Raw genomic sequence first — 17,296 nt, 5'->3', positions numbered from 1 at the left:
CCATTCGGCTCTTCAGGCTCTCAGCTGTGGCAACGTATCTCCGGCCAATGATAGAAGCGGCTCGTAATCGGCTTCGGAAAGCACCGAAATATCAACGAGACCCAGAGCCGCACGCATGGCGGCCAGCGACGGCTCCTCGATGGCGGCACGCAGTGCGTTTCGCAGGAGCTGGACCCTTTCGTCCGGTGCATTGCCCGAAGTGATGAACGGCAGGCCGGGGCCTTTGGGAGTTTCGGCGATGATGCGAACCCGCTTCAGATCGCCGGGGTCGAAACGGCCGATATTGGCATAGGTGATGCAATCGATGGCCGCGCTGTCTGCCCGGCCTGCAGCCACGGCGGCAATGCTGCCGCCGTGGCTGCCGGTTTCGATGATCCGGCCAATGAAGCGGCCGCCCCGGGCAAGCGGAGCGACGGCGGCGCGAAACAGATTGCTGCCGGAATTGCTGTCGGGGCTGTTGATCGCGGCGGTGGTACCGCGCAAATCCTCCAGCGACCGAAGCGCCGAATCCTTGCGGACTATGATGAAGCTTCGCATCAGCGCGCCGTCGCAGCCCGGATGACCGTATATGGGCGTCGCCACCAGGCGTACCCTGCCACGCAGGCGCGTGGCAAAGGGATAACCGCATGTCTGGGACAGGAGCAGATCCGGCCGCAGCCAGGCCTCGTCATAGCCAACCGTCCGGTCAAGCTTTTCCGGCACATCCTGAAGGCCGGCCTTCGAGAGATAGTTTCGGAGGAACGACCACAGGTCGGCCGTCGCATACGCGAGCGGCTCTGATGTGACATACATGGCGATGCTGACGAGCCCCGTTCCGGTGCTTTCCGCGGGAAGCGCAAGCATCGACCCGCTCAGGCAATGCCGCCGAGGCACACATATTTGAGTTCGGTATATTCGTCCAAACCGTGGCTCGACCCTTCGCGGCCGAGACCCGACATCTTGACGCCGCCGAACGGCGCTTCCGCCGTCGAGACGAGACCGGTATTGACGCCGACCATCCCATATTCCAGCGCTTCGGCGACGCGAAACACCCGCGACAGGTCACGCGCGTAAAAATAGGAAGCCAAGCCGAACTCGGTATCGTTCGCCTGCGCGATGACATCCTGCTCGTCGCGGAAACGGAAAAGCGGGGCAAGCGGCCCGAAGGTTTCCTCGCGCGCGACCTGCATGCCGGCATCGACATCGCGCAGGATCGTCGGTTCGAAGAAGTGACCGCCGAGCGCGTGGCGCTTGCCTCCCGAAACGATGCCGGCACCCTTTGCAACGGCGTCCTGAATATGGCTTTCGACCTTTGCGACGGCGTTGTCGTCGATGAGGGGGCCAAGCACGACGTCACGTTCCAGACCGTTACCGACCTTCAATGCCGAAACGGCCGCAGCCAGCTTAGTGGCAAATGCCTCATAAACGCCGTCCTGGACGTAAAGCCGGTTGGCGCAGACGCAGGTCTGGCCGTTGTTGCGGAACTTGGCTATGATCGCGCCTTCGACCGCAGCATCGAGATCGGCATCATCGAAGACGATGAAGGGGGCATTGCCGCCGAGTTCGAGACCGAGTTTCTTGATCGTCGGCGCGCATTGCCGGTAAAGCAGCTCGCCCGTCCGAGTGGAGCCGGTGAATGTCAGGACACGGACGTCGCGGCTCGCGGTCAGCGCTCCGCCGATTGCGGCGGCATCTCCCGTGACGATGTTGAGCAGCCCCGCCGGCAGGCCGGCGCGCTCTGCGAGAACGGCAATCGCGATTGCGGAGAATGGTGTCTGCAGCGCCGGTTTGAGGACGACGGCGCAGCCGGCGGCAAGCGCAGGGCCGATCTTGCGGGTGATCATCGCGTTCGGGAAATTCCAGGGCGTGATCGCCGCCACGACGCCGGCCGGCTGGCGCAGGACGAGGATGCGTTTGTCCGGCTGATGCCCCGGTATGGTCTCGCCGTTGATGCGTCTTGCCTCTTCGGCAAACCATTCGATGAAACTCGCACCATAGGTGATTTCCCCTTTGGCCTCAGTGAGCGGCTTTCCCTGCTCCATCGTCAGGATCATCGCCAAATCGTCGCGGTTTTCGATCATCAGACGATGCCAGGCCTTGAGGACAGCGGCGCGTTCGCCGGCGGTCTTCTTCGCCCAGAGCTTCTGGGCGACGACGGCGGCGGCGATGGCGTCTTCCGTTTCCGCCGCACCGAGATCAGGGACCGCGCCCAGCACCTCACCTGTCGCCGGATTGCGGACCATGGCCGCCCGGCGCCCTTCTGCTTCGATCCAGCGATCGGCGATGGGGCAGGCCTGACGGAACAGCGAGGGATCATTGAGCTTCATGGAACAACTTTCAGCAGAATACGTGAGCGGCGCCGGGATCGAAATCCAGATGGACTATATCTCCACGATTGAGCCCGGCAATAGCCTCATGACCGAACGGCAAACGAACCGAAAGCGCCTCGCCTGTCGCCGTCTCTGTGGAGACGTGGATATTGTTGCCGAGAAAGGTAATGTCGCTGATGGTTGCGGCAAGACCTGCGCCGGCGGCTCTTGCGCGCGACAGCCGAATGCGCTCCGGTCTCAGCATCAGCGCCGCCCTTGCGCCGGAGGTGCCTTTGCCATGCACCGGGATTTGATTGAAGATGCTTCCGCCTCCGAGCGCGATGGTGGCCTGTCCATCGGAGGAGGACACCAGGTCGCATGAAATGAAGTCGCTATCGCCGATGAATTCGGCGACGAAGCGGGTCTTGGGATTGGCGTAAAGTTCGGGGCCAGTCCCGATCTGGTCGATGACGCCCTTCGAAAAGACCGCGATGCGGTCAGAAAGCCGCAGCGCCTCTTCCTGGTCGTGCGTGACATAGAGGATCGTCACTTCGGTCTGCTGGTGGATGCGGCGGATCTCGTGCTGGATTTCCTCGCGCAGCTTCTTGTCGAGCGCCGACAGCGGCTCGTCCATCAGCAGCACTGGCGGATCATAGGCAAGTGCCCTGGCAAGGGCGACACGCTGCTGCTGGCCGCCGGACATTTGCGCGGGCTTGCGATCCTCGAAACCTTCGAGCCTGACGAGACGCAGCATCTCCTTTACCTTGCTATCGATCTCGCCCTTCGACCTGCGCCGGACTTTCAGCGGAAATGCGATGTTCTCACCCACCGTCAGATGCGGAAACAGGGTGTAGCGCTGGAACACCATGCCGATGTTGCGCTTGTGCGACGGCGTGGCGAGCAGGGTCTTGCCCTCGAGCGTAATGTCGCCCTTGGTCGGGTTTTCGAAGCCCGCCAGGATGTAGAGCGTCGTGCTCTTGCCGGATCCGGACGGTCCGAGAAAGGTCAGGAACTCGCCACGCCGGACATCGAGATTGACGTTGTGCACGGCGACGACGGGGCCGTATTCCTTGCGTATGCCGCGGATCTGAAGGAATGGTTCGTTCATTGTTTCAGTACCTTACGCACGACGGCAACCAGTGCCATCAAGATGATCGTCAAGAGGATGAGAAGGGTCGAGGCTGCTGCGACGACGGGTGTCAGATCCTGCCGCAGCGTCGCCCAGACCTTCACAGGCAGTGTCTGCAGGGTCGGACTGGACATGAAGATCGCCACCACCACCTCGTCCCAGGATGTCAGGAACGAGAAGACGGCCGCCGAAAACAGCCCGTGGCTGATGGCCGGAAGCGTGACCCTGATTTTTGCCTCCAGAGGCGAAGCGCCGCAGAGTACCGCCGCATCCTCGATCGACTTGTCAAAACCCTCGAGCGCACTCGATATCGACAGGATCGAGAAGGGTAGCGCCAGCACGAGGTGCGAAATGACAAAGCCCGTCAAGGTGCCGCCAAGGCCGATCCTCAAGAAGAAGGCGTAGAGAGCAACAGCGAGAACCACGACCGGAAGGATCATCGGCGTGAGGAACAGCGCCTTCAGCGCATCGCGGAACAGGAATGAACCACGCACCAGCCCGAAGGACGTCACCAGCCCGAGCAGCACCGACAGGATCGTGACGATGACCGCGATCTTGAAGCTTGTCAAAGCCGATTCCAGCCAGCGCGGATCGGCGAAGAGTTCGCTATACCACTGAAATGTCCAGCCCGGCGGCGGAAAGATCAACCATTGCGAGGAGCCGAAGGACAGGGCGGCGATAAAGACGATCGGCAACAGCAGGAAGGCTGCAGTCAGAAGCGTGATCGCCAGGAGGAGATATTTCCACCAGCCGAGGCGGTCGAAATTGAGCAACATATCAACGCCCTCCCGGGTTCTGGCTGCCGAAGAACCGCAGCTGCACGGCATAGAGCGACAGTGTCACCACGAGGAGCACCAGCGCCGCCGCACCGCCCATTCCCCAGTTGACCAGCGACTGCACGAACTGCGCGATCAGTTCTGCGAGCATCATGTTGGCGGTACCGCCGAGAAGCGAAGGCGTAACGAAATAGCCGAGCGACATCACGAAAACCATGAGGGCGCCGGCCGCCATGCCGGGCATGGCGAGGGGCAAGAGAACGCGGGTCAGGCACTGCCAGCGGTTGGCGCCGCAAAGGGCGGCTGCCTGCAGGGTCGACGGATCGATTTTCTTGATCACCCCGTAGAGCGGCAGGATAATGAAAGGCAGCATGATATAGGTCATGCCGATCGTGACGCCTGTGAGATTGTTGACGAGCGCGAGCGGCTGGTCGATCAGGCCCATTCCCATCAGCATCTTGTTAATCAGCCCCGTCCGCTGCAACAGAACCATCCAGGCATAGGTGCGGGCCAGCAGATTGGTCCACATCGACAAGAGCAGGATCGCAAAGATCACCGACGTCAGCCGACCGGGCATGATCGCCAGCGCCCAGGCGACGGGAAAACCGATCAAAAGCGAAATCACCGTGACGAAACCGGAGACGATGAACGTATTTGCGAAAATCTTGAGATAGGTCGCCGACCCGATCAGTTGCGCATAATTGCCAAGACCCGGGACGGGTTCCAATACGCTTCGCAGCAGCAGGACCACCACCGGAACGACGAAAAAGATTCCCACGAAGGCCAGAGCCGGAACGACCCCGCCAAAACCTGTTGCCCTGCGCGCCTTCGGCAGAGGCGTGATTGCGCCAGAGGCATCGCTATACGTCGTCATGACAGTCCTTCCCACCCGTCAGTTTCCGCTGGCGGCGAGGTCCGATGACCGGCGCCGACGCTGCGGGAGCACGGCGAACAATCGCCGTGCCCTTTGCTATGCCATTCCAGCTTATTTCGCCTGCCAGGCGTACCACTTCTCGCCGATGGCATCGCGATTGTCGGCCCAGTAATTCATATCGGCATTGACCTGGCTTGCCGTCTGTTGGTCCGGCAGGGTCTTGGCGGTTTCCGGATCCATCAGCTTGGCCGACTCGACATTGATCGGCGCATATCCCGTGGCCTTTGCAAGGGCAGCCTGCGGTTCGGCGGAGGTCGCCAGCGCGATGAATTTCATCGCAGCCTCGGCATTCGGCGCGCCCTTCGGCACGACGAGCGCATCCGCAGCGGTGATGTTCTGCTCCCAGGAGGTCTCCACCTTGATGCCGGTCGCCGCAAGCGCCGTCATGCGGCCGTTCCAGACGCTGCCGAAGGGCGCCTCCGCGGAGGCCAGGAGCTGCTGCGACTGCGCGCCGCCCGACCACCAGATGATATCGGACTTGATCGTATCCAGCTTCTTGAAGGCGCGGTCGAGATCGAGCGGATAAAGCTTGTCCGCAGGCACGCCGTCGGCAAGCAGCGCCGCCTCGATCACACCGGGAGCCGACCATTTGTAGAATGTGCGTTTTCCCGGAAACTTCGCCGTGTCGAACAGGTCGGCCCATGTCTTTGGGCAAGCTTTGACGGCGTCGGCATTGCAGCCGATCACGAAGGAATAGTAGAAGCTGCCGACCGAATAATCGGTGACGAAACGCGGATCGAGCTTGGACTTGTCGATGACGGAGAAGTCGAGCTTCTCGAGCTGGCCGTTCTTGCCGGCCTGAGCGGCGTAATCACCTTCGACGTCGACGACATCCCAGTTGACTTCGCCGGCCTCGACCATCGCCTTGAGCTTGCCGTAATCCGTCGGCCCGTCCTGCACGACGGTGATGCCCGTCTTCTCGGTGAAGGGACTTGCCCATGCAGCCTTCTGCGCATCCTGGGTTGTTCCTCCCCAGCTCGAGAAGACCAGGCTGTCGGCCCTGGCCGGGGCGGAGACCGCCACGAATGCGGCAACCGCCGCGAAAGCAAATGCTGTTTTCATGTTCCCTTATCCTTGTTCTGGTTTGTCCTACGGGTATGCCTTATGCCGTCAGTGCGCCTCGCCCCTGGGAGAAAAGCTTGCTGGCTTCATAATCTTGTTTTCCGCCACCTCGATGAGATCGCGGATCTTGGGCAGGAAGGCCTGCCAGCGGGGATCGGCCAGAAGCCGTTGGCGTCTCGCCTCCCGGTCGTCCAGGCTCGCAAAGGCCCAGATGTGAACGATTTCGTTGATCGTCCCGATCTCCGAAAAGAAGTAGCCGACCAGCGTGCCGAGATGGCTCTTCTGGATCTCGATCCCCTCTTCCTCGACGACATTGAGGTAGTGCGGGATCGCGCCGTTCTTCAGCCGATAAGTGCGGATTTCGTAAAACATCGGCGCTACCTCATCACGAAAGGATCGGGGATCGGATCGTCCGACGTCCTGAGCCAGATCGTCTTGGTGCGGGTATAGTCGAGCGCTGCGGCCATGCCGCCTTCCCTACCATGGCCGGACAGGCCGAAGCCGCCGAAGGGTGCGATCGGCGATACGGCGCGGTAGGTGTTGACCCAGACGATGCCCGCGCGGATGCCCTTCATCAGCCGGTGCGCCCGGGTCAGGTTCTGGGTGAAGAGGCCTGAGGCCAGGCCGTAGCGGGTGTCGTTGGCAAGCCGCAGCGCCTCGGCCTCGGTGTCGAACGAGACGACCGACAGAACCGGGCCGAAGAATTCCTCGATCAGCGAGGGCGAAGCGACATCATCGCAATCGAGGATCGTCGGCAGGAAGTAAAAGCCTTCACCATCGATCTTGCGTCCGCCGGTAACGAGACGGGCGCCGCTTTCGATCGACTTGGTAACGAGCGCACCGATATTGTCCTGCTGGCGCTTGGTGGCAAGCGGGCCGACCTCGGTTGTCATGTCGAGCGGCGCGCCGATCCGGATCACTTCGGCCTTTTCCCGCAGCAGGGCGACGAATTTGTCCTTGACGCTGCGTTCGACGATCAGGCGCGATCCGGCAACGCAGCTTTGACCCGTTGCTGCGAAGATGCCGGCGACCTGAGCGTTGGCGGCACTTTCGAGGTCCGCATCGGCAAAGACGATGAAGGGCGACTTACCGCCGAGTTCGAGCGAGGTGGAAGCGAGATTTTCGGCCGAATTGCGAACGACGTGCCTCGCGGTCTCGGGACCGCCGGTGAAGGCGACGTGAGCGACCTTCGGATGACGGCCGAGCGCCGCACCGCAGGAGGCGCCGAAACCGGTGATGATGTTGACGACGCCGGCGGGAAAGCCAGCTTCGTGCACGAGACGCGCAAATTCGAGAAGCGGCGCCGGCCCGTCTTCCGAAGCCTTCACCACCATCGTGCAGCCAGCCGCGAGCGCCGGGCCGATCTTGACCGCCGACAGGAAGAGCTGGCTGTTCCATGGCACGACCATGGCGACGACGCCGATCGGCTCACGGCGAAGCCAGACATCCATGTCAGGCTTGTCGATCGGCAGGTAGGAGCCTTCGATCTTGTCCGATATGCCGGCATAGTAGCGGTAATATTCGGCGACATAGGCGATCTGCGCCGATGTTTCGCGGATGATCTTGCCGGTGTCGCGGGTCTCCAATCCGGCAAGGACCTGCGCGTTGGCGGCAACGAGGTCGGCGAGTTTATAGAGCAACTTGCCGCGCTGCGTGGCCGTCATCTTCGACCAGGGGCCTTCGTAGAGCGCCCTCTCAGCAGCGTTCACGGCCCGATCGACATCACCCTCGCGCGCTTCGGGCATTTCAGCCCAGACCGCGCCGGTGGCCGGATCGATGCTCGGATAGGAGGCTTCGCCATCCGAGAATTCGCCGTCGATGTAATGCTGGAAACGCCGCATGGTCCTACTCCTGAAATGCCGGCATGACCTCGGCGATGAAGCGTTCGAGCGACGCCTTCTTGCGCTCGAAACTCATGCCGGTGTCGATCCAGAAGGAATATTCGTCGTAGCCGAGGGCTTCATAGGCCTTGAGCCTGCTGATGACGGTCTCGGCGTCGCCGACGACATTGTTGGTGCGCATGACCTGATCCGACAGCATGGCGTTCGCTCGGATCTGCTCGTCCGGGATCCGTTCGATCAGGCCTTGGGTCACCGGCTTCTCATTCTTGAACCAGGCGAAGAAGTAGTTGTAATAAACGCTGAGCTCATGGGCCGCCCGGGCGACGTCTTCTTCCGACGAGCCGACATAGGTGTGGCGCAGCAGCATGATCTTCGGCCGCTCGACATCAGGGTTCTTGGCGCAGGCATCGTTGAAGCGGTCCATCAGTGACTGGACCTCGTCGTCGCCCTGCCAGAGCGGCGTAACCTGAACGTTGCAGCCGTTGGCGACGGCAAATTCGTGCGAATTCGGATCGCGCGCCGCCACCCAGATGGGCGGGTTCGGCTGCTGCAGCGGCTTCGGCGCAGAGGTGGTCGCGGGAAACTTGAAGAACTCCCCGTCATGGGCGTAGTCGCCCTTCCAGATGCCCTTGACTGCCGGGATGAGCTCGCGCATGCGCTGGCCGGCGCCCCAGGCGTCGAGACCCGGCAGCAGCCGTTCATATTCGAAGGAATAGGCGCCGCGCGCAATCCCGATATCGAGCCTGCCGTCGCAGATGATGTCGGTCATGGCAGCTTCGCCGGCAAGCTTGATCGGATGCCAGAAGGGGGCGATCACCGTCCCAGTGCCGAGCCTTGCCCGTGACGTGCGGCGGGCAAGATCGGCGATGGTCACGAAGGGGTTGGGTGCGATGGTGAAATCCATGCCATGGTGTTCGCCCGTCCAGATCGCATGCATGCCGCCCTTATCGGCGATCTCGCAGAGCGCGACGAATTCGTCGTAGAGGCTCTTATGGCTCTGGCTGGCGTCGAGCCGTTCCATATGGACGAAGAGGGAGAACTTCATGCTTTTGCGCCCTTGGCTGGAATGGGATGAACTTTGCCGCCGGTCTCGTCGCCGAAATAGACGCCGAAATTGCCGATCGAGCTTTCCATCGCGAAACGGTTGACGATATCGGCGGTCGAACTGGTCTTGAATTGCGCGCCCGATAGAGCGTCGGGTTTCACGAACCGGCCGCTCGCCGGCTCCCCATCGCCTGCGACAGCGTGGTAGACGATGTGCTGCTTGCCATCGCTCTTGCCCTCGTAAACCGAGTAGAGAAAGCCGATGCTGACCTTCAGCCCGGTGAGCGCCTCCAGATATTTTTCCAGCGCCTCGGTCGGGTTGCCGTCATGGGCGTCGATGCTCGGGAGAGCGAGCACCTCGTCACCGAGCAGCAGAACCTCGCCGCGGCGTTCGACGACCGCCGCAAGTTCGATATTGCCTTCGGCCGCCGCCGAAACCGCCTTGCTTGCGAGCGTCGGCGTAAAATAGCCGCCACGCGCATAGCCGAGACCATTGCGGCCGCTATTGTCGAAGGATTCGATGCGTCCCATCAGGATGACGTGGTCGCCGGCCTCGATGACCTCTTCCATGGCGCATTCGAACCAGGCGGCGACGTTCGAGAATACGGGGCAGCCTGCCGACCCCTTGGCCCATTCGACTGCCGCAAATCGGTCTTCAACGGGGCGCGCGAAGGTATTCGACACGTCCTTCTGCGTTTCCGACAGCACGTTGATCGCGAAATGCTGCGCGCCGGTCATAGTCGCGAAATTGCGCGAGGTCTTGGCAAGGCAAACGAGGAGCAGCGGCGGGTTGAGGGAGACCGAGGTGAAGGAATTCGCGGTGAAGCCGATCGGGTTCCCCTCCCCGTCGCAAGCGGTGACGACGGTTACGCCTGTGGGAAAAGCGCCGAATGCGTCGCGCAATGCCCTTGGATCGACTGTCTGGATTGTCATCGTTCATCCTCCCCGAACGACAGCCACTCGACGAGCAGCGAATTGACGATGTCAGGCGCGGTCAGGTTCACCATGTGACGATGACCTTCGACGATGCGGGCCCAGCCCTTCGGCGCGAGCGCCGCCATCTGCGTTGCCATCAGCGGCGTCGAGTTGGGATCATCCGATCCCGTCAGGAACAGGGCCGGGCCGCGGACGTCCTTCCAGCGATCGGCGTAGGTTTCGTCGCCTCCGGCGAAGGCGGCGTAAGCGACGGCATAGCCTTCCGGATCGACGAGGTTCAGCCATTCCCGTGTCAATTCACGCGCAACGAGGCTGTCCGGGTCGTCGCCGAACCAGCGAGCCAGAGGGCCTTCCTTGTCGACGCCCGTCGCCGGAATGGCGGCAGCCCGCGCAAGGACGGCAGCCTTTGCTTCCGGATCGCGCCGGTAGACGCCGTTGAGATATGCGACACGGCTGATCCGTTCGCCGAAGGTCGCCGCCGCCCCGCCGGAGACCAGCGCCCCCATGGAATGTCCGGCGACATTCGTTGTTTCGATCGCCATCTCGTCGAGAAAGCGCCCGAACCAGGCGACGAACTCCTCTAGGCGGCTGCCCGCCGGCAGCTTCGCGCTCGCGCCGTGTCCCGGCATATCGACGGCGATGACGCGATGGCCGGCCGACAGAAAGGCGATCTGCGGAGCCCAGGCCTCGAGCCGCATGCCGACGCCATGGATCAGAACCAGTGGTTCGCCGCTACCGGCCTCGTGATAGGCCGTTCCGCTTGCCGTCCTCTTTCGGGGCAAGGCACCGGCGGCGCTCGTTGCTGCAGCGGCGTCTTTGCTCGATCCGGCTGTCAGCATCTCAGAGCGCTCCCTCAAACGCCCGCAGGATTGGCAACGTCCTGCCCCAGGTCTTTCAGATCCTGGTAGCGGTCGCCAATGCGGTGATGCGGACGTCCGCCGACCGAAGCACCGAGAGCCACGACAATCTCGTCGGCGGCAGGCGCGTCTGGAATCGAAGTCTGGATGGTCAGATAGTGCGAGCGGCGGCCTTCGTCATTCTTGTCCATCAGCGGGATCATGATCGGCGCATTGGCAGGACCGCGTGTGTTGCAGAAGGCGAGATAGGATTTGGCGCCGACGGCCTGGCGATAGAAGTTGCCGAAGCGTAGCGTGTGGATGAGCGCGGACGCATGTTCGATCTCGCCGTCCAGGCCGACGACGGCGGACTTTCCATAAGCTTCGACAGCATCGCCCGATCCGACGGCATCGATGATCATCTTGGTCAGCAATTCGCCGAGCACCGGCGCGCCCGCGTGAATCTCGGGCTTGAGGTCTTCAACGAAGCCCTGCCCTGCCCAGGGGTTTTTCACGACAGCGTAGGCGGAGAACAGCTTCAATGGCACGGCCACAGCCTTGCCGCCTTCGATCAGCGTCGTTTCGATCTGCAGTCCCGTCTTGCGAATTTGAATAGCCATCGAAAACCTCATTTCTTAGTTTCGTATTATGGTATACCATAATATACGGCTGTCAAGTTCGTTCCCGCGATTGATATGGATTTACGCGAGACGTTAAGAATATCGCTTAAATAACAGATACTTATAGGAATCTTCCAACGAATACGGACTTGAAGACAATCTCCGCAGGTTCGCGATCAGCCCGGAATTCAGCCTGATGTATTATTTATTATGGCATACCATCACATTGAGCAAACTTGAGTGTCAAGCCGGTAATCTGGATTCTTGCCGGAGAACGTCAAAGCCGACCTGCTCGCACGCCTTGCAGCTTCACAAGGGGCGCGCAACCTTTGAAGCACGTTGCCATTTTCGACATCCAGAGAAGGTCGCCGGTTTGGCACGCGATGTCGGACCTGTTCGTCGACACCGGCTTGCAGGCAAGGGATTATCGCCGGATCGCCGAGGTGCTCCCCATCTCCGGATACTCCCTTGCGGAGCTCCGATCCATCCTGAAGGACGAGATGGCCCCCGGTCCGTGGCAGGAGAATGGGCGGGTTGGAACGAGAACGATGTCCAAACCATAATTCTCAAATCGCTGGCACGGCGATTCATTCCCCTTGTGTCATGGCTGAAACGGTTAGTGCATCGACGCCATATCGAGCGAGAGTGGGAAAAGATCGAGCCGCTCCTCGCTCGGGATGACATCTCTCTCTATCCGCAGCAGTCTCCGCCTATTCGGCAGGCTGCTTGGCCGACAGCACGGCTTCGGCGATCGCGCTGGCGGCAGCGACGTGATCCATCGCCGCCTGACGGGCACCCTCGCCGTCGCCGCGGCGGATGGCGTCAACGATCTTCGACATCTGCGCCGGTCCCTCGATGCCGCGTCTTTCGGTCTTGATCGTCATCGAGCGCAAGTGGTTTATGCGCACGGTGAGAAGGTTGACGACGCCCCAGGCGACGTGCCTGTCGACCATCGTGAATAGCGTCTGGTAGAACGAGGAGGTGTTCGCCAGCACGCCCGCCATATCGTTGTCGCGATAGCTGTTGCGTATTTCGTTCAGGGATTCTTCCAGCGCGGCAACGATCTCGGGGCTGCTGTGCTCCGCGCAGAGCCGCGCCGCCATGCCCTCGAGAGCCCCGCGGATCTCGTAGATCTGCTTGGCTTCCTCGATGTCGAGTTGGGCGACGATCGGTCCCTTGTTCGGCAGATTGGCGACGAGCCCTTCCGATTCCAGATGCCTCAGAACCTCGCGCACAACAGTCCGGCTGACGCCGAGCTGGGCGCAGAGATCACGTTCGACCAGCCGATCTCCTGGACGAAAATAGCCGTTCACGATGGCTTCGCGGACCTTGTCGAGCGCCAATTCCCGCAATGTCTTTGCAGGACGCTCGACCCTGATTGCTGCGTCCTTCAGAGCGCCGCTCATTCTGCACCTCAGTGTTGACCGGCTTCACACGCTGTCGCAGCCGAATTCGAAATCGTATTATGGCGTACCACGCACTGTAACTGTCGGCGGCCGGCAATTCAACAAGCACCGAACCGACCTCTGGGGATAGCCGGTCTATGCCTCGGCCGCCGGCCGCTGCGCGACGATCTCTTCGACCACGTCCTTGGCTTGCACCCGAATGTCGGGGACGGCCGTAATTTCCCAGAATTGTCCCGCCGTCAAGGCGCCCACCGCAAACAGCCGGACAGGCGAGATCCGGGATGACCCTATGACCTCGGAAGCGGCATCCACCTGAATGCCGAGGCCGAGAGGATCGGCGGCGATCAGCTGAGACCGGCTCATTTCCTTCAGAAGCGGTGAATGGCTGATCCCGGCGCGCTCCATTCCCGTGCAGTTGATTAGCCAATCCGCCTTGATTGCGGCGAGATCGCGCGTCGCTCTGATCCTGTATTCGGCAACCAGCCTACCCGCCTCGGCCTCGAGCGATTTCAGGAAGCCGGCGTGGAATCGAACGGTTCCCTCCGAGACAAGTTGGTCGAACCTGTCGAACACGTCAGGCGCGACGCGGTGTCGGTGGATGTTCCACCAGGGAAGCGCATGCCTGAGAAAACGAGCCCGCTCTTTGCCGGAAAGCCGTTGCCAGAGAGCTTGCGTTTGGGGCCTCAGACCGTCCATCACGCTCCGCCAGTCGTCGACCGACCTGGCCTTTTCCCGCAAGCTCTTCAAGATGCCGCTGATTGTACCGGGCAGCGCCTCGACGTCTATCGGCAGAGGTGCGGGCGGTTTTCTCGCATGCCCGCGCGGCGCAAGCCCGCGGCGCGAAAGCACGTCGATCCTGCCTCTATGGCCGTGAGCACGCAGAGCCAGAACCTGATCGATCATCGTCAGGCCGGAACCGAGGATGCAGACCGTATCGGACGATGCGACGCGTCCCAGCCAGGAGAGCCGCCACGGGTTCTCGACGATCCGCGAACGCACCGGCAGCGGCACGCCAGCCGGATCGATCGGCAGATTGGCGTTGCCGACGCCAAGGCAGAGCACCACGTTCCTGCCGGCAATCTCGTCGCCATTGCCGAGATGAAAGGCCAGGGTGCTGTTGTAACGTTCCACGCATCCCGCCGCCTTGGCCCGGATGAAATCAACCCGACAGCGGCTGTCCCGCTTTCGAAGCAGCTGCGCGAGCGTATCCCTGACATACAGGCCGTAATCGCTGCGCGAGGCGAAATCGCCGGCCTGCAGCCTCCGTCCGCGATTTTTCAACCAGTCGACAAAGTCGTCGGGCTGATGCGGCATCAGGCTCATCCGGCCCGCGGGCACGTTGAGACGATGGAGATAGAGTTCCGTCCGGTACGCCGTCCCGCGGCCGAAGCCGGGATCGTCGCCAACGACGGCAACCGTCGCCGAAGCGGGAAGCTGCTCGATGAGATTGCAGGTTACGGCTATCGCCGAAAAACCGGAACCGACCACGATAACATCGTATATCAATGCATTCTCCCTGAGGGTCCACACCTTGGCTCCCGCCGCTCACCCCGTCGCCGGGGCCGCGTTAGCGGTAGAATCACGAAAACAAATGTCTCTATTGTCTATAAATATAGTTTGTTATTTCTCCCGCTAGCCCATTCTCAACCATTACCCTTTTGAGGGTGAGATCAAGGGCCGGATGTGGCCCTGAACAAAGGGGCTCAAGATGAATTTCAGAAATTTGATTGCCGCGATCGTCGTCGGCGTCGGCACTCTTGCAACGGCTGTCGTCGCCGAGGCGGCGGATAAAAAGGTCGTCGTCGGCTATCAAACCGATGCCCTGCCGTCTTCGGTCGCGATCGCCAATGGCGAATTTGCCAAGACGACGGGATATGAGATCGACTTCCGCAGGTTCAATTCGGGCGCTGAGATCTTTGCGGCCATCGCCTCGGGCGATGTTCAGGTCGGCTATGTCGGTTCCAGCCCGTTTGCGGCTGCGGTGTCTCGCGGGCTGGAGGTCAAGGCCTTCTACCTCGCCTCCATCTCGGGCATCGACGAGGCTCTCGTCGTGCGCAACGGTTCCGGCATCGAAAGCGTTAACGACTTGAAGGGCAAGAAGCTTGCCGCTGCACCTGTTTCCACGGACCACTATCAGCTCCTGGCGCTGATCAAATCGCTGGGCCTGACCGAGAAAGACGTTCAGGTCTTCGCCATCCCGCAGCCCGAGATCGTCGCGAGTTATAACCGCGGCGATATCGACGGCGGTTTCGTCTGGGATCCGGCCCTAACCGAATTGAAGAAGAACGGAAAGGTGCTCGTCACCTCCAAGGATGTGGCGGACAAGGGAGCCCCGACATTCTCGGCCTGGGTTGCGACCTCGAAATTTGCCGCCGACAACCCTCAATTCCTGAAGGGCTTCGCCTCGGTCATCAACAAATACTACGCCTCCTTCGCATCTGATAAAGCTGCCTGGGGTCCCGACAGCGACAATGCAAAGTCGCTCTCCAAGCTTCTCGGCGGAACGCCGGAACAGCAGGCATCGGCCCTGAAGAACCTGACGCTTCTGACGCCTGACGTGCAGGCATCCGACGCCTGGCTCGGCGGCGGCGAAAAGGCAGGCGCCGGCAAGATCCTCAAGGACACCGCTTCGTTCCTGAAGGAACAGGGCAAGGTCTCCGATGTGCTGGCAAATTACGGCGCCTTCGTCACCGCAGACGCACTCACCGGCGTCAGCAACTGACCCTCCCCGACCCTGGCGCGGTACGCGCCAGGGTCAAACCTGCGAGCGGCACCATGCTTAAAGTCGACCACGCCAGCGTTTTCTTCTCAGCCCGCGACGGACGCACCGTTCACGCGCTCGATCGCGTCTCCTTCGATATTCCCGACCGGGGCTTCGTGGTTGCGCTCGGGGCGTCCGGATGCGGCAAATCAACTCTTCTCAACGCGATTGCCGGCTTTCTCCCGATTTCCGATGGCCGGATCACGCTCGACGGCCGCGCCGTTGAACGGCCGGGCGCCGATCGCGGCGTCGTTTTTCAGAAGGACTCGCTGCTGCCGTGGAAAACGGTTGCCGACAATGTCGCGCTCGGTTTGAAATTCGCCGGCGTCAACCGGAAGGAGCGACAGGCCCGCGCCCTGGAATTGCTCCGGCTGGTCGGCCTCGATGAATTCGCCGGCGCTTTTCCCTATGAACTGTCGGGCGGCATGCGCCAGCGTGTGGGCATCGCCCGAGCGCTCGCGACAAATCCCGACATTCTGCTGATGGACGAACCGTTCGGCGCGCTCGACAGCCTGACACGCGAGCAGATGCAGGAACTGCTGGTGTCCGTCTGGAACAAGACGGCAAAAAAGGTTTTCTTCATCACGCATTCGATCGAAGAGGCCTTGTTCCTGGGGACGCAGGTGCTCGTGATGTCACCGCGGCCGGGGCGCGTCGTTGCGCGCTTCGATCTCGATTTCGTCCGCCGCTTTGCCGAATCCGGCGACGCCCGCTCGATCAAGGCGTCGCCGCAATTTGCCGAGCTGCGCGAGGAAATCCGCGCCATTCTCCACAGCAGCGAAGATTTGAGGAGTGCGGCATGAGCGATATCGTCCAGGCCCCGATTGGCGCGCAGAGAGAGGACCGTCAGGTCAAGCTGGTGAAAATGGCAAGCTTCGGCGCCGGCGAGAAATCCACCGTGGCCATCAGCATCGCCACCGCCCTGGCGATCCTGCTGCTGTGGTGGTCTGTATCCGCGCTCGGCGTCGTCCCGCACCTGTTCCTGCCGCGTCCCGATGAAGTCCTGACACAGATCGGCGCCATCTATCGCGACGGTTACGCCGGAGCGTCGCTGTCCGAACATGTCTTTGCAAGTCTGTTCCGCATCGTCGTCGCCGCCCTCATCGCCATCTCGGCCGGCATTCCGCTCGGATTGCTCATGGGATTGAACCGCTGGGCGAAAGGCGTGTTCGATGCGCCGATCGAATTCTACTGGCCGCTTCCGCCCCTCTCCTACCTGCCGCTGATGATCATCTGGCTCGGCATCGGCGAAACGTCGAAGATCACGCTGCTGGTGCTGGCGATGTTTGCGCCGATCTGCCTCTCGGCCCAGGCGGGTGTTCGTTCGCTGCCGATCGAGCGCGTCAATGCCGCCCGGTCTCTCGGCGCGAGCCGGCTGCAGCTTTTCATCGATATCGTCCTGCCGTCTGCCCTGCCGGAGATCCTCACCGGCATCCGCATCGCGCTCGGCGTCGGCTGGGGCACGCTGGTTGCGGCCGAGCTGATCGCCTCCACGCGCGGGATCGGTTTCATGATCATGTCGGCGTCGCAGTTTCTGGCGACCGACGTCGTCTTCGTGGGTATCGGCATCATCGCGATCTGCGCCTTCACCTTCTCGGCCGTCATCCGGTTCCTCGAGGCATTCCTCGTCCCCTGGAAAGGCAAGCTCTGACCGAATGGCGGC

General features: G+C 61.7%; 17 protein-coding genes. 3 read left to right on the top strand and 14 right to left on the bottom strand.

The window, feature by feature from the left end; translation table 11 throughout:
* Positions 1-12: 12 nt before the first annotated feature.
* The 14 genes from QWJ46_RS20355 to QWJ46_RS20290 all read right to left on the bottom strand — a co-directional run bounded on the left by QWJ46_RS20355 (position 13) and on the right by QWJ46_RS20290 (position 14,378).
* Complete coding sequence (locus QWJ46_RS20355; RefSeq protein ID WP_302753296.1) at positions 13-843, bottom strand: phosphate/phosphite/phosphonate ABC transporter substrate-binding protein; 831 nt, start codon at positions 841-843, stop codon at positions 13-15.
* Between the two features lie 8 nt (positions 844-851).
* Positions 852-2,306, bottom strand: coding sequence for an NAD-dependent succinate-semialdehyde dehydrogenase (locus QWJ46_RS20350; RefSeq protein WP_302753294.1), 1,455 nt, complete (start codon positions 2,304-2,306; stop codon positions 852-854).
* A 10-nt stretch (positions 2,307-2,316) separates the two neighbouring features.
* A complete protein-coding gene (locus QWJ46_RS20345; protein ID WP_302753292.1) occupies positions 2,317-3,396 on the bottom strand; it encodes an ABC transporter ATP-binding protein in 1,080 nt (359 codons plus the stop codon).
* A complete protein-coding gene (locus tag QWJ46_RS20340) occupies positions 3,393-4,193 on the bottom strand; it encodes an ABC transporter permease (protein WP_302753291.1) in 801 nt (266 codons plus the stop codon). Before QWJ46_RS20340 ends, QWJ46_RS20345 begins: the two co-directional genes overlap by 4 nt.
* A 1-nt stretch (position 4,194) precedes the next feature.
* Complete coding sequence (locus QWJ46_RS20335) at positions 4,195-5,067, bottom strand: ABC transporter permease (RefSeq protein ID WP_302753289.1); 873 nt, start codon at positions 5,065-5,067, stop codon at positions 4,195-4,197.
* A gap of 111 nt (positions 5,068-5,178) precedes the next feature.
* Positions 5,179-6,189 carry an ABC transporter substrate-binding protein gene (locus tag QWJ46_RS20330; protein ID WP_184458903.1) on the bottom strand — a complete coding sequence of 337 codons (1,011 nt, stop codon included), beginning with the start codon at positions 6,187-6,189 and terminating at the stop codon, positions 5,179-5,181.
* Positions 6,190-6,237: 48 nt separating this feature from the next.
* Positions 6,238-6,561, bottom strand: coding sequence for an NIPSNAP family protein (locus QWJ46_RS20325; protein WP_302753286.1), 324 nt, complete (start codon positions 6,559-6,561; stop codon positions 6,238-6,240).
* A 5-nt stretch (positions 6,562-6,566) separates the two neighbouring features.
* Positions 6,567-8,030 carry an aldehyde dehydrogenase gene (locus QWJ46_RS20320; RefSeq protein WP_302753285.1) on the bottom strand — a complete coding sequence of 488 codons (1,464 nt, stop codon included), beginning with the start codon at positions 8,028-8,030 and terminating at the stop codon, positions 6,567-6,569.
* A 4-nt stretch (positions 8,031-8,034) separates the two neighbouring features.
* Positions 8,035-9,075 carry an LLM class flavin-dependent oxidoreductase gene (locus QWJ46_RS20315; protein WP_302753284.1) on the bottom strand — a complete coding sequence of 347 codons (1,041 nt, stop codon included), beginning with the start codon at positions 9,073-9,075 and terminating at the stop codon, positions 8,035-8,037.
* Positions 9,072-10,007, bottom strand: coding sequence for a flavin reductase family protein (locus tag QWJ46_RS20310; RefSeq protein ID WP_302753282.1), 936 nt, complete (start codon positions 10,005-10,007; stop codon positions 9,072-9,074). Before QWJ46_RS20310 ends, QWJ46_RS20315 begins: the two co-directional genes overlap by 4 nt.
* The gene (locus tag QWJ46_RS20305; RefSeq protein WP_302753280.1) at positions 10,004-10,849 is read right to left on the bottom strand and encodes an alpha/beta fold hydrolase; all 846 of its coding nucleotides are present in this window, start codon (positions 10,847-10,849) and stop codon (positions 10,004-10,006) included. The genes QWJ46_RS20310 and QWJ46_RS20305 overlap by 4 nt, the downstream gene beginning before the upstream one ends.
* A 14-nt stretch (positions 10,850-10,863) precedes the next feature.
* Positions 10,864-11,466 carry an amino acid synthesis family protein gene (locus QWJ46_RS20300; protein ID WP_302753278.1) on the bottom strand — a complete coding sequence of 201 codons (603 nt, stop codon included), beginning with the start codon at positions 11,464-11,466 and terminating at the stop codon, positions 10,864-10,866.
* Positions 11,467-12,176: 710 nt separating this feature from the next.
* Positions 12,177-12,872 carry a GntR family transcriptional regulator gene (locus QWJ46_RS20295; RefSeq protein WP_302753276.1) on the bottom strand — a complete coding sequence of 232 codons (696 nt, stop codon included), beginning with the start codon at positions 12,870-12,872 and terminating at the stop codon, positions 12,177-12,179.
* A 135-nt stretch (positions 12,873-13,007) separates the two neighbouring features.
* Positions 13,008-14,378, bottom strand: a complete 1,371-nt coding sequence (locus QWJ46_RS20290; protein WP_302753275.1) for an FAD/NAD(P)-binding protein — start codon at positions 14,376-14,378, stop codon at positions 13,008-13,010.
* 202 nt (positions 14,379-14,580) lie between these two features.
* On the opposite strand from QWJ46_RS20290, the gene tauA reads away from it, so the two are divergent.
* The 3 genes from tauA to QWJ46_RS20275 are packed head-to-tail and all read left to right on the top strand — an operon-like array spanning position 14,581 to position 17,284.
* Positions 14,581-15,594, top strand: a complete 1,014-nt coding sequence (gene tauA, locus QWJ46_RS20285) for a taurine ABC transporter substrate-binding protein (protein ID WP_302753273.1) — start codon at positions 14,581-14,583, stop codon at positions 15,592-15,594.
* A gap of 53 nt (positions 15,595-15,647) precedes the next feature.
* On the top strand, positions 15,648-16,436 hold the full coding sequence (locus QWJ46_RS20280) for a taurine ABC transporter ATP-binding protein (RefSeq protein ID WP_302753271.1): 789 nt from the start codon (positions 15,648-15,650) through the stop codon (positions 16,434-16,436).
* Positions 16,433-17,284, top strand: coding sequence for an ABC transporter permease subunit (locus QWJ46_RS20275; protein WP_302753269.1), 852 nt, complete (start codon positions 16,433-16,435; stop codon positions 17,282-17,284). Before QWJ46_RS20280 ends, QWJ46_RS20275 begins: the two co-directional genes overlap by 4 nt.
* Positions 17,285-17,296 lie beyond the last annotated feature (12 nt).

The sequence above is a fragment of the Rhizobium sp. CBN3 genome (assembly GCF_030518245.1).
GTDB classification, from domain to species: Bacteria; Pseudomonadota; Alphaproteobacteria; order Rhizobiales; family Rhizobiaceae; genus Rhizobium; species Rhizobium aethiopicum_A.
This window is presented reverse-complemented; position numbering and strand designations above follow the sequence as displayed.

Excerpts from the sequence above, each read along its gene's own strand:
- QWJ46_RS20355 (WP_302753296.1), bottom strand. The coding sequence starts at position 843 with ATGCTTGCGCTTCCCGCGGAAAGCACCGGAACGGGGCTCGTCAGCATC.
- QWJ46_RS20350 (WP_302753294.1), bottom strand. The coding sequence starts at position 2,306 with ATGAAGCTCAATGATCCCTCGCTGTTCCGTCAGGCCTGCCCCATCGCC.
- QWJ46_RS20345 (WP_302753292.1), bottom strand. The coding sequence starts at position 3,396 with ATGAACGAACCATTCCTTCAGATCCGCGGCATACGCAAGGAATACGGC.
- QWJ46_RS20340 (WP_302753291.1), bottom strand. The coding sequence starts at position 4,193 with ATGTTGCTCAATTTCGACCGCCTCGGCTGGTGGAAATATCTCCTCCTG.
- QWJ46_RS20335 (WP_302753289.1), bottom strand. The coding sequence starts at position 5,067 with ATGACGACGTATAGCGATGCCTCTGGCGCAATCACGCCTCTGCCGAAG.
- QWJ46_RS20330 (WP_184458903.1), bottom strand. The coding sequence starts at position 6,189 with ATGAAAACAGCATTTGCTTTCGCGGCGGTTGCCGCATTCGTGGCGGTC.
- QWJ46_RS20325 (WP_302753286.1), bottom strand. The coding sequence starts at position 6,561 with ATGTTTTACGAAATCCGCACTTATCGGCTGAAGAACGGCGCGATCCCG.
- QWJ46_RS20320 (WP_302753285.1), bottom strand. The coding sequence starts at position 8,030 with ATGCGGCGTTTCCAGCATTACATCGACGGCGAATTCTCGGATGGCGAA.
- QWJ46_RS20315 (WP_302753284.1), bottom strand. The coding sequence starts at position 9,075 with ATGAAGTTCTCCCTCTTCGTCCATATGGAACGGCTCGACGCCAGCCAG.
- QWJ46_RS20310 (WP_302753282.1), bottom strand. The coding sequence starts at position 10,007 with ATGACAATCCAGACAGTCGATCCAAGGGCATTGCGCGACGCATTCGGC.
- QWJ46_RS20305 (WP_302753280.1), bottom strand. The coding sequence starts at position 10,849 with ATGCTGACAGCCGGATCGAGCAAAGACGCCGCTGCAGCAACGAGCGCC.
- QWJ46_RS20300 (WP_302753278.1), bottom strand. The coding sequence starts at position 11,466 with ATGGCTATTCAAATTCGCAAGACGGGACTGCAGATCGAAACGACGCTG.
- QWJ46_RS20295 (WP_302753276.1), bottom strand. The coding sequence starts at position 12,872 with ATGAGCGGCGCTCTGAAGGACGCAGCAATCAGGGTCGAGCGTCCTGCA.
- tauA (WP_302753273.1), top strand. The coding sequence starts at position 14,581 with ATGAATTTCAGAAATTTGATTGCCGCGATCGTCGTCGGCGTCGGCACT.
- QWJ46_RS20280 (WP_302753271.1), top strand. The coding sequence starts at position 15,648 with ATGCTTAAAGTCGACCACGCCAGCGTTTTCTTCTCAGCCCGCGACGGA.
- QWJ46_RS20275 (WP_302753269.1), top strand. The coding sequence starts at position 16,433 with ATGAGCGATATCGTCCAGGCCCCGATTGGCGCGCAGAGAGAGGACCGT.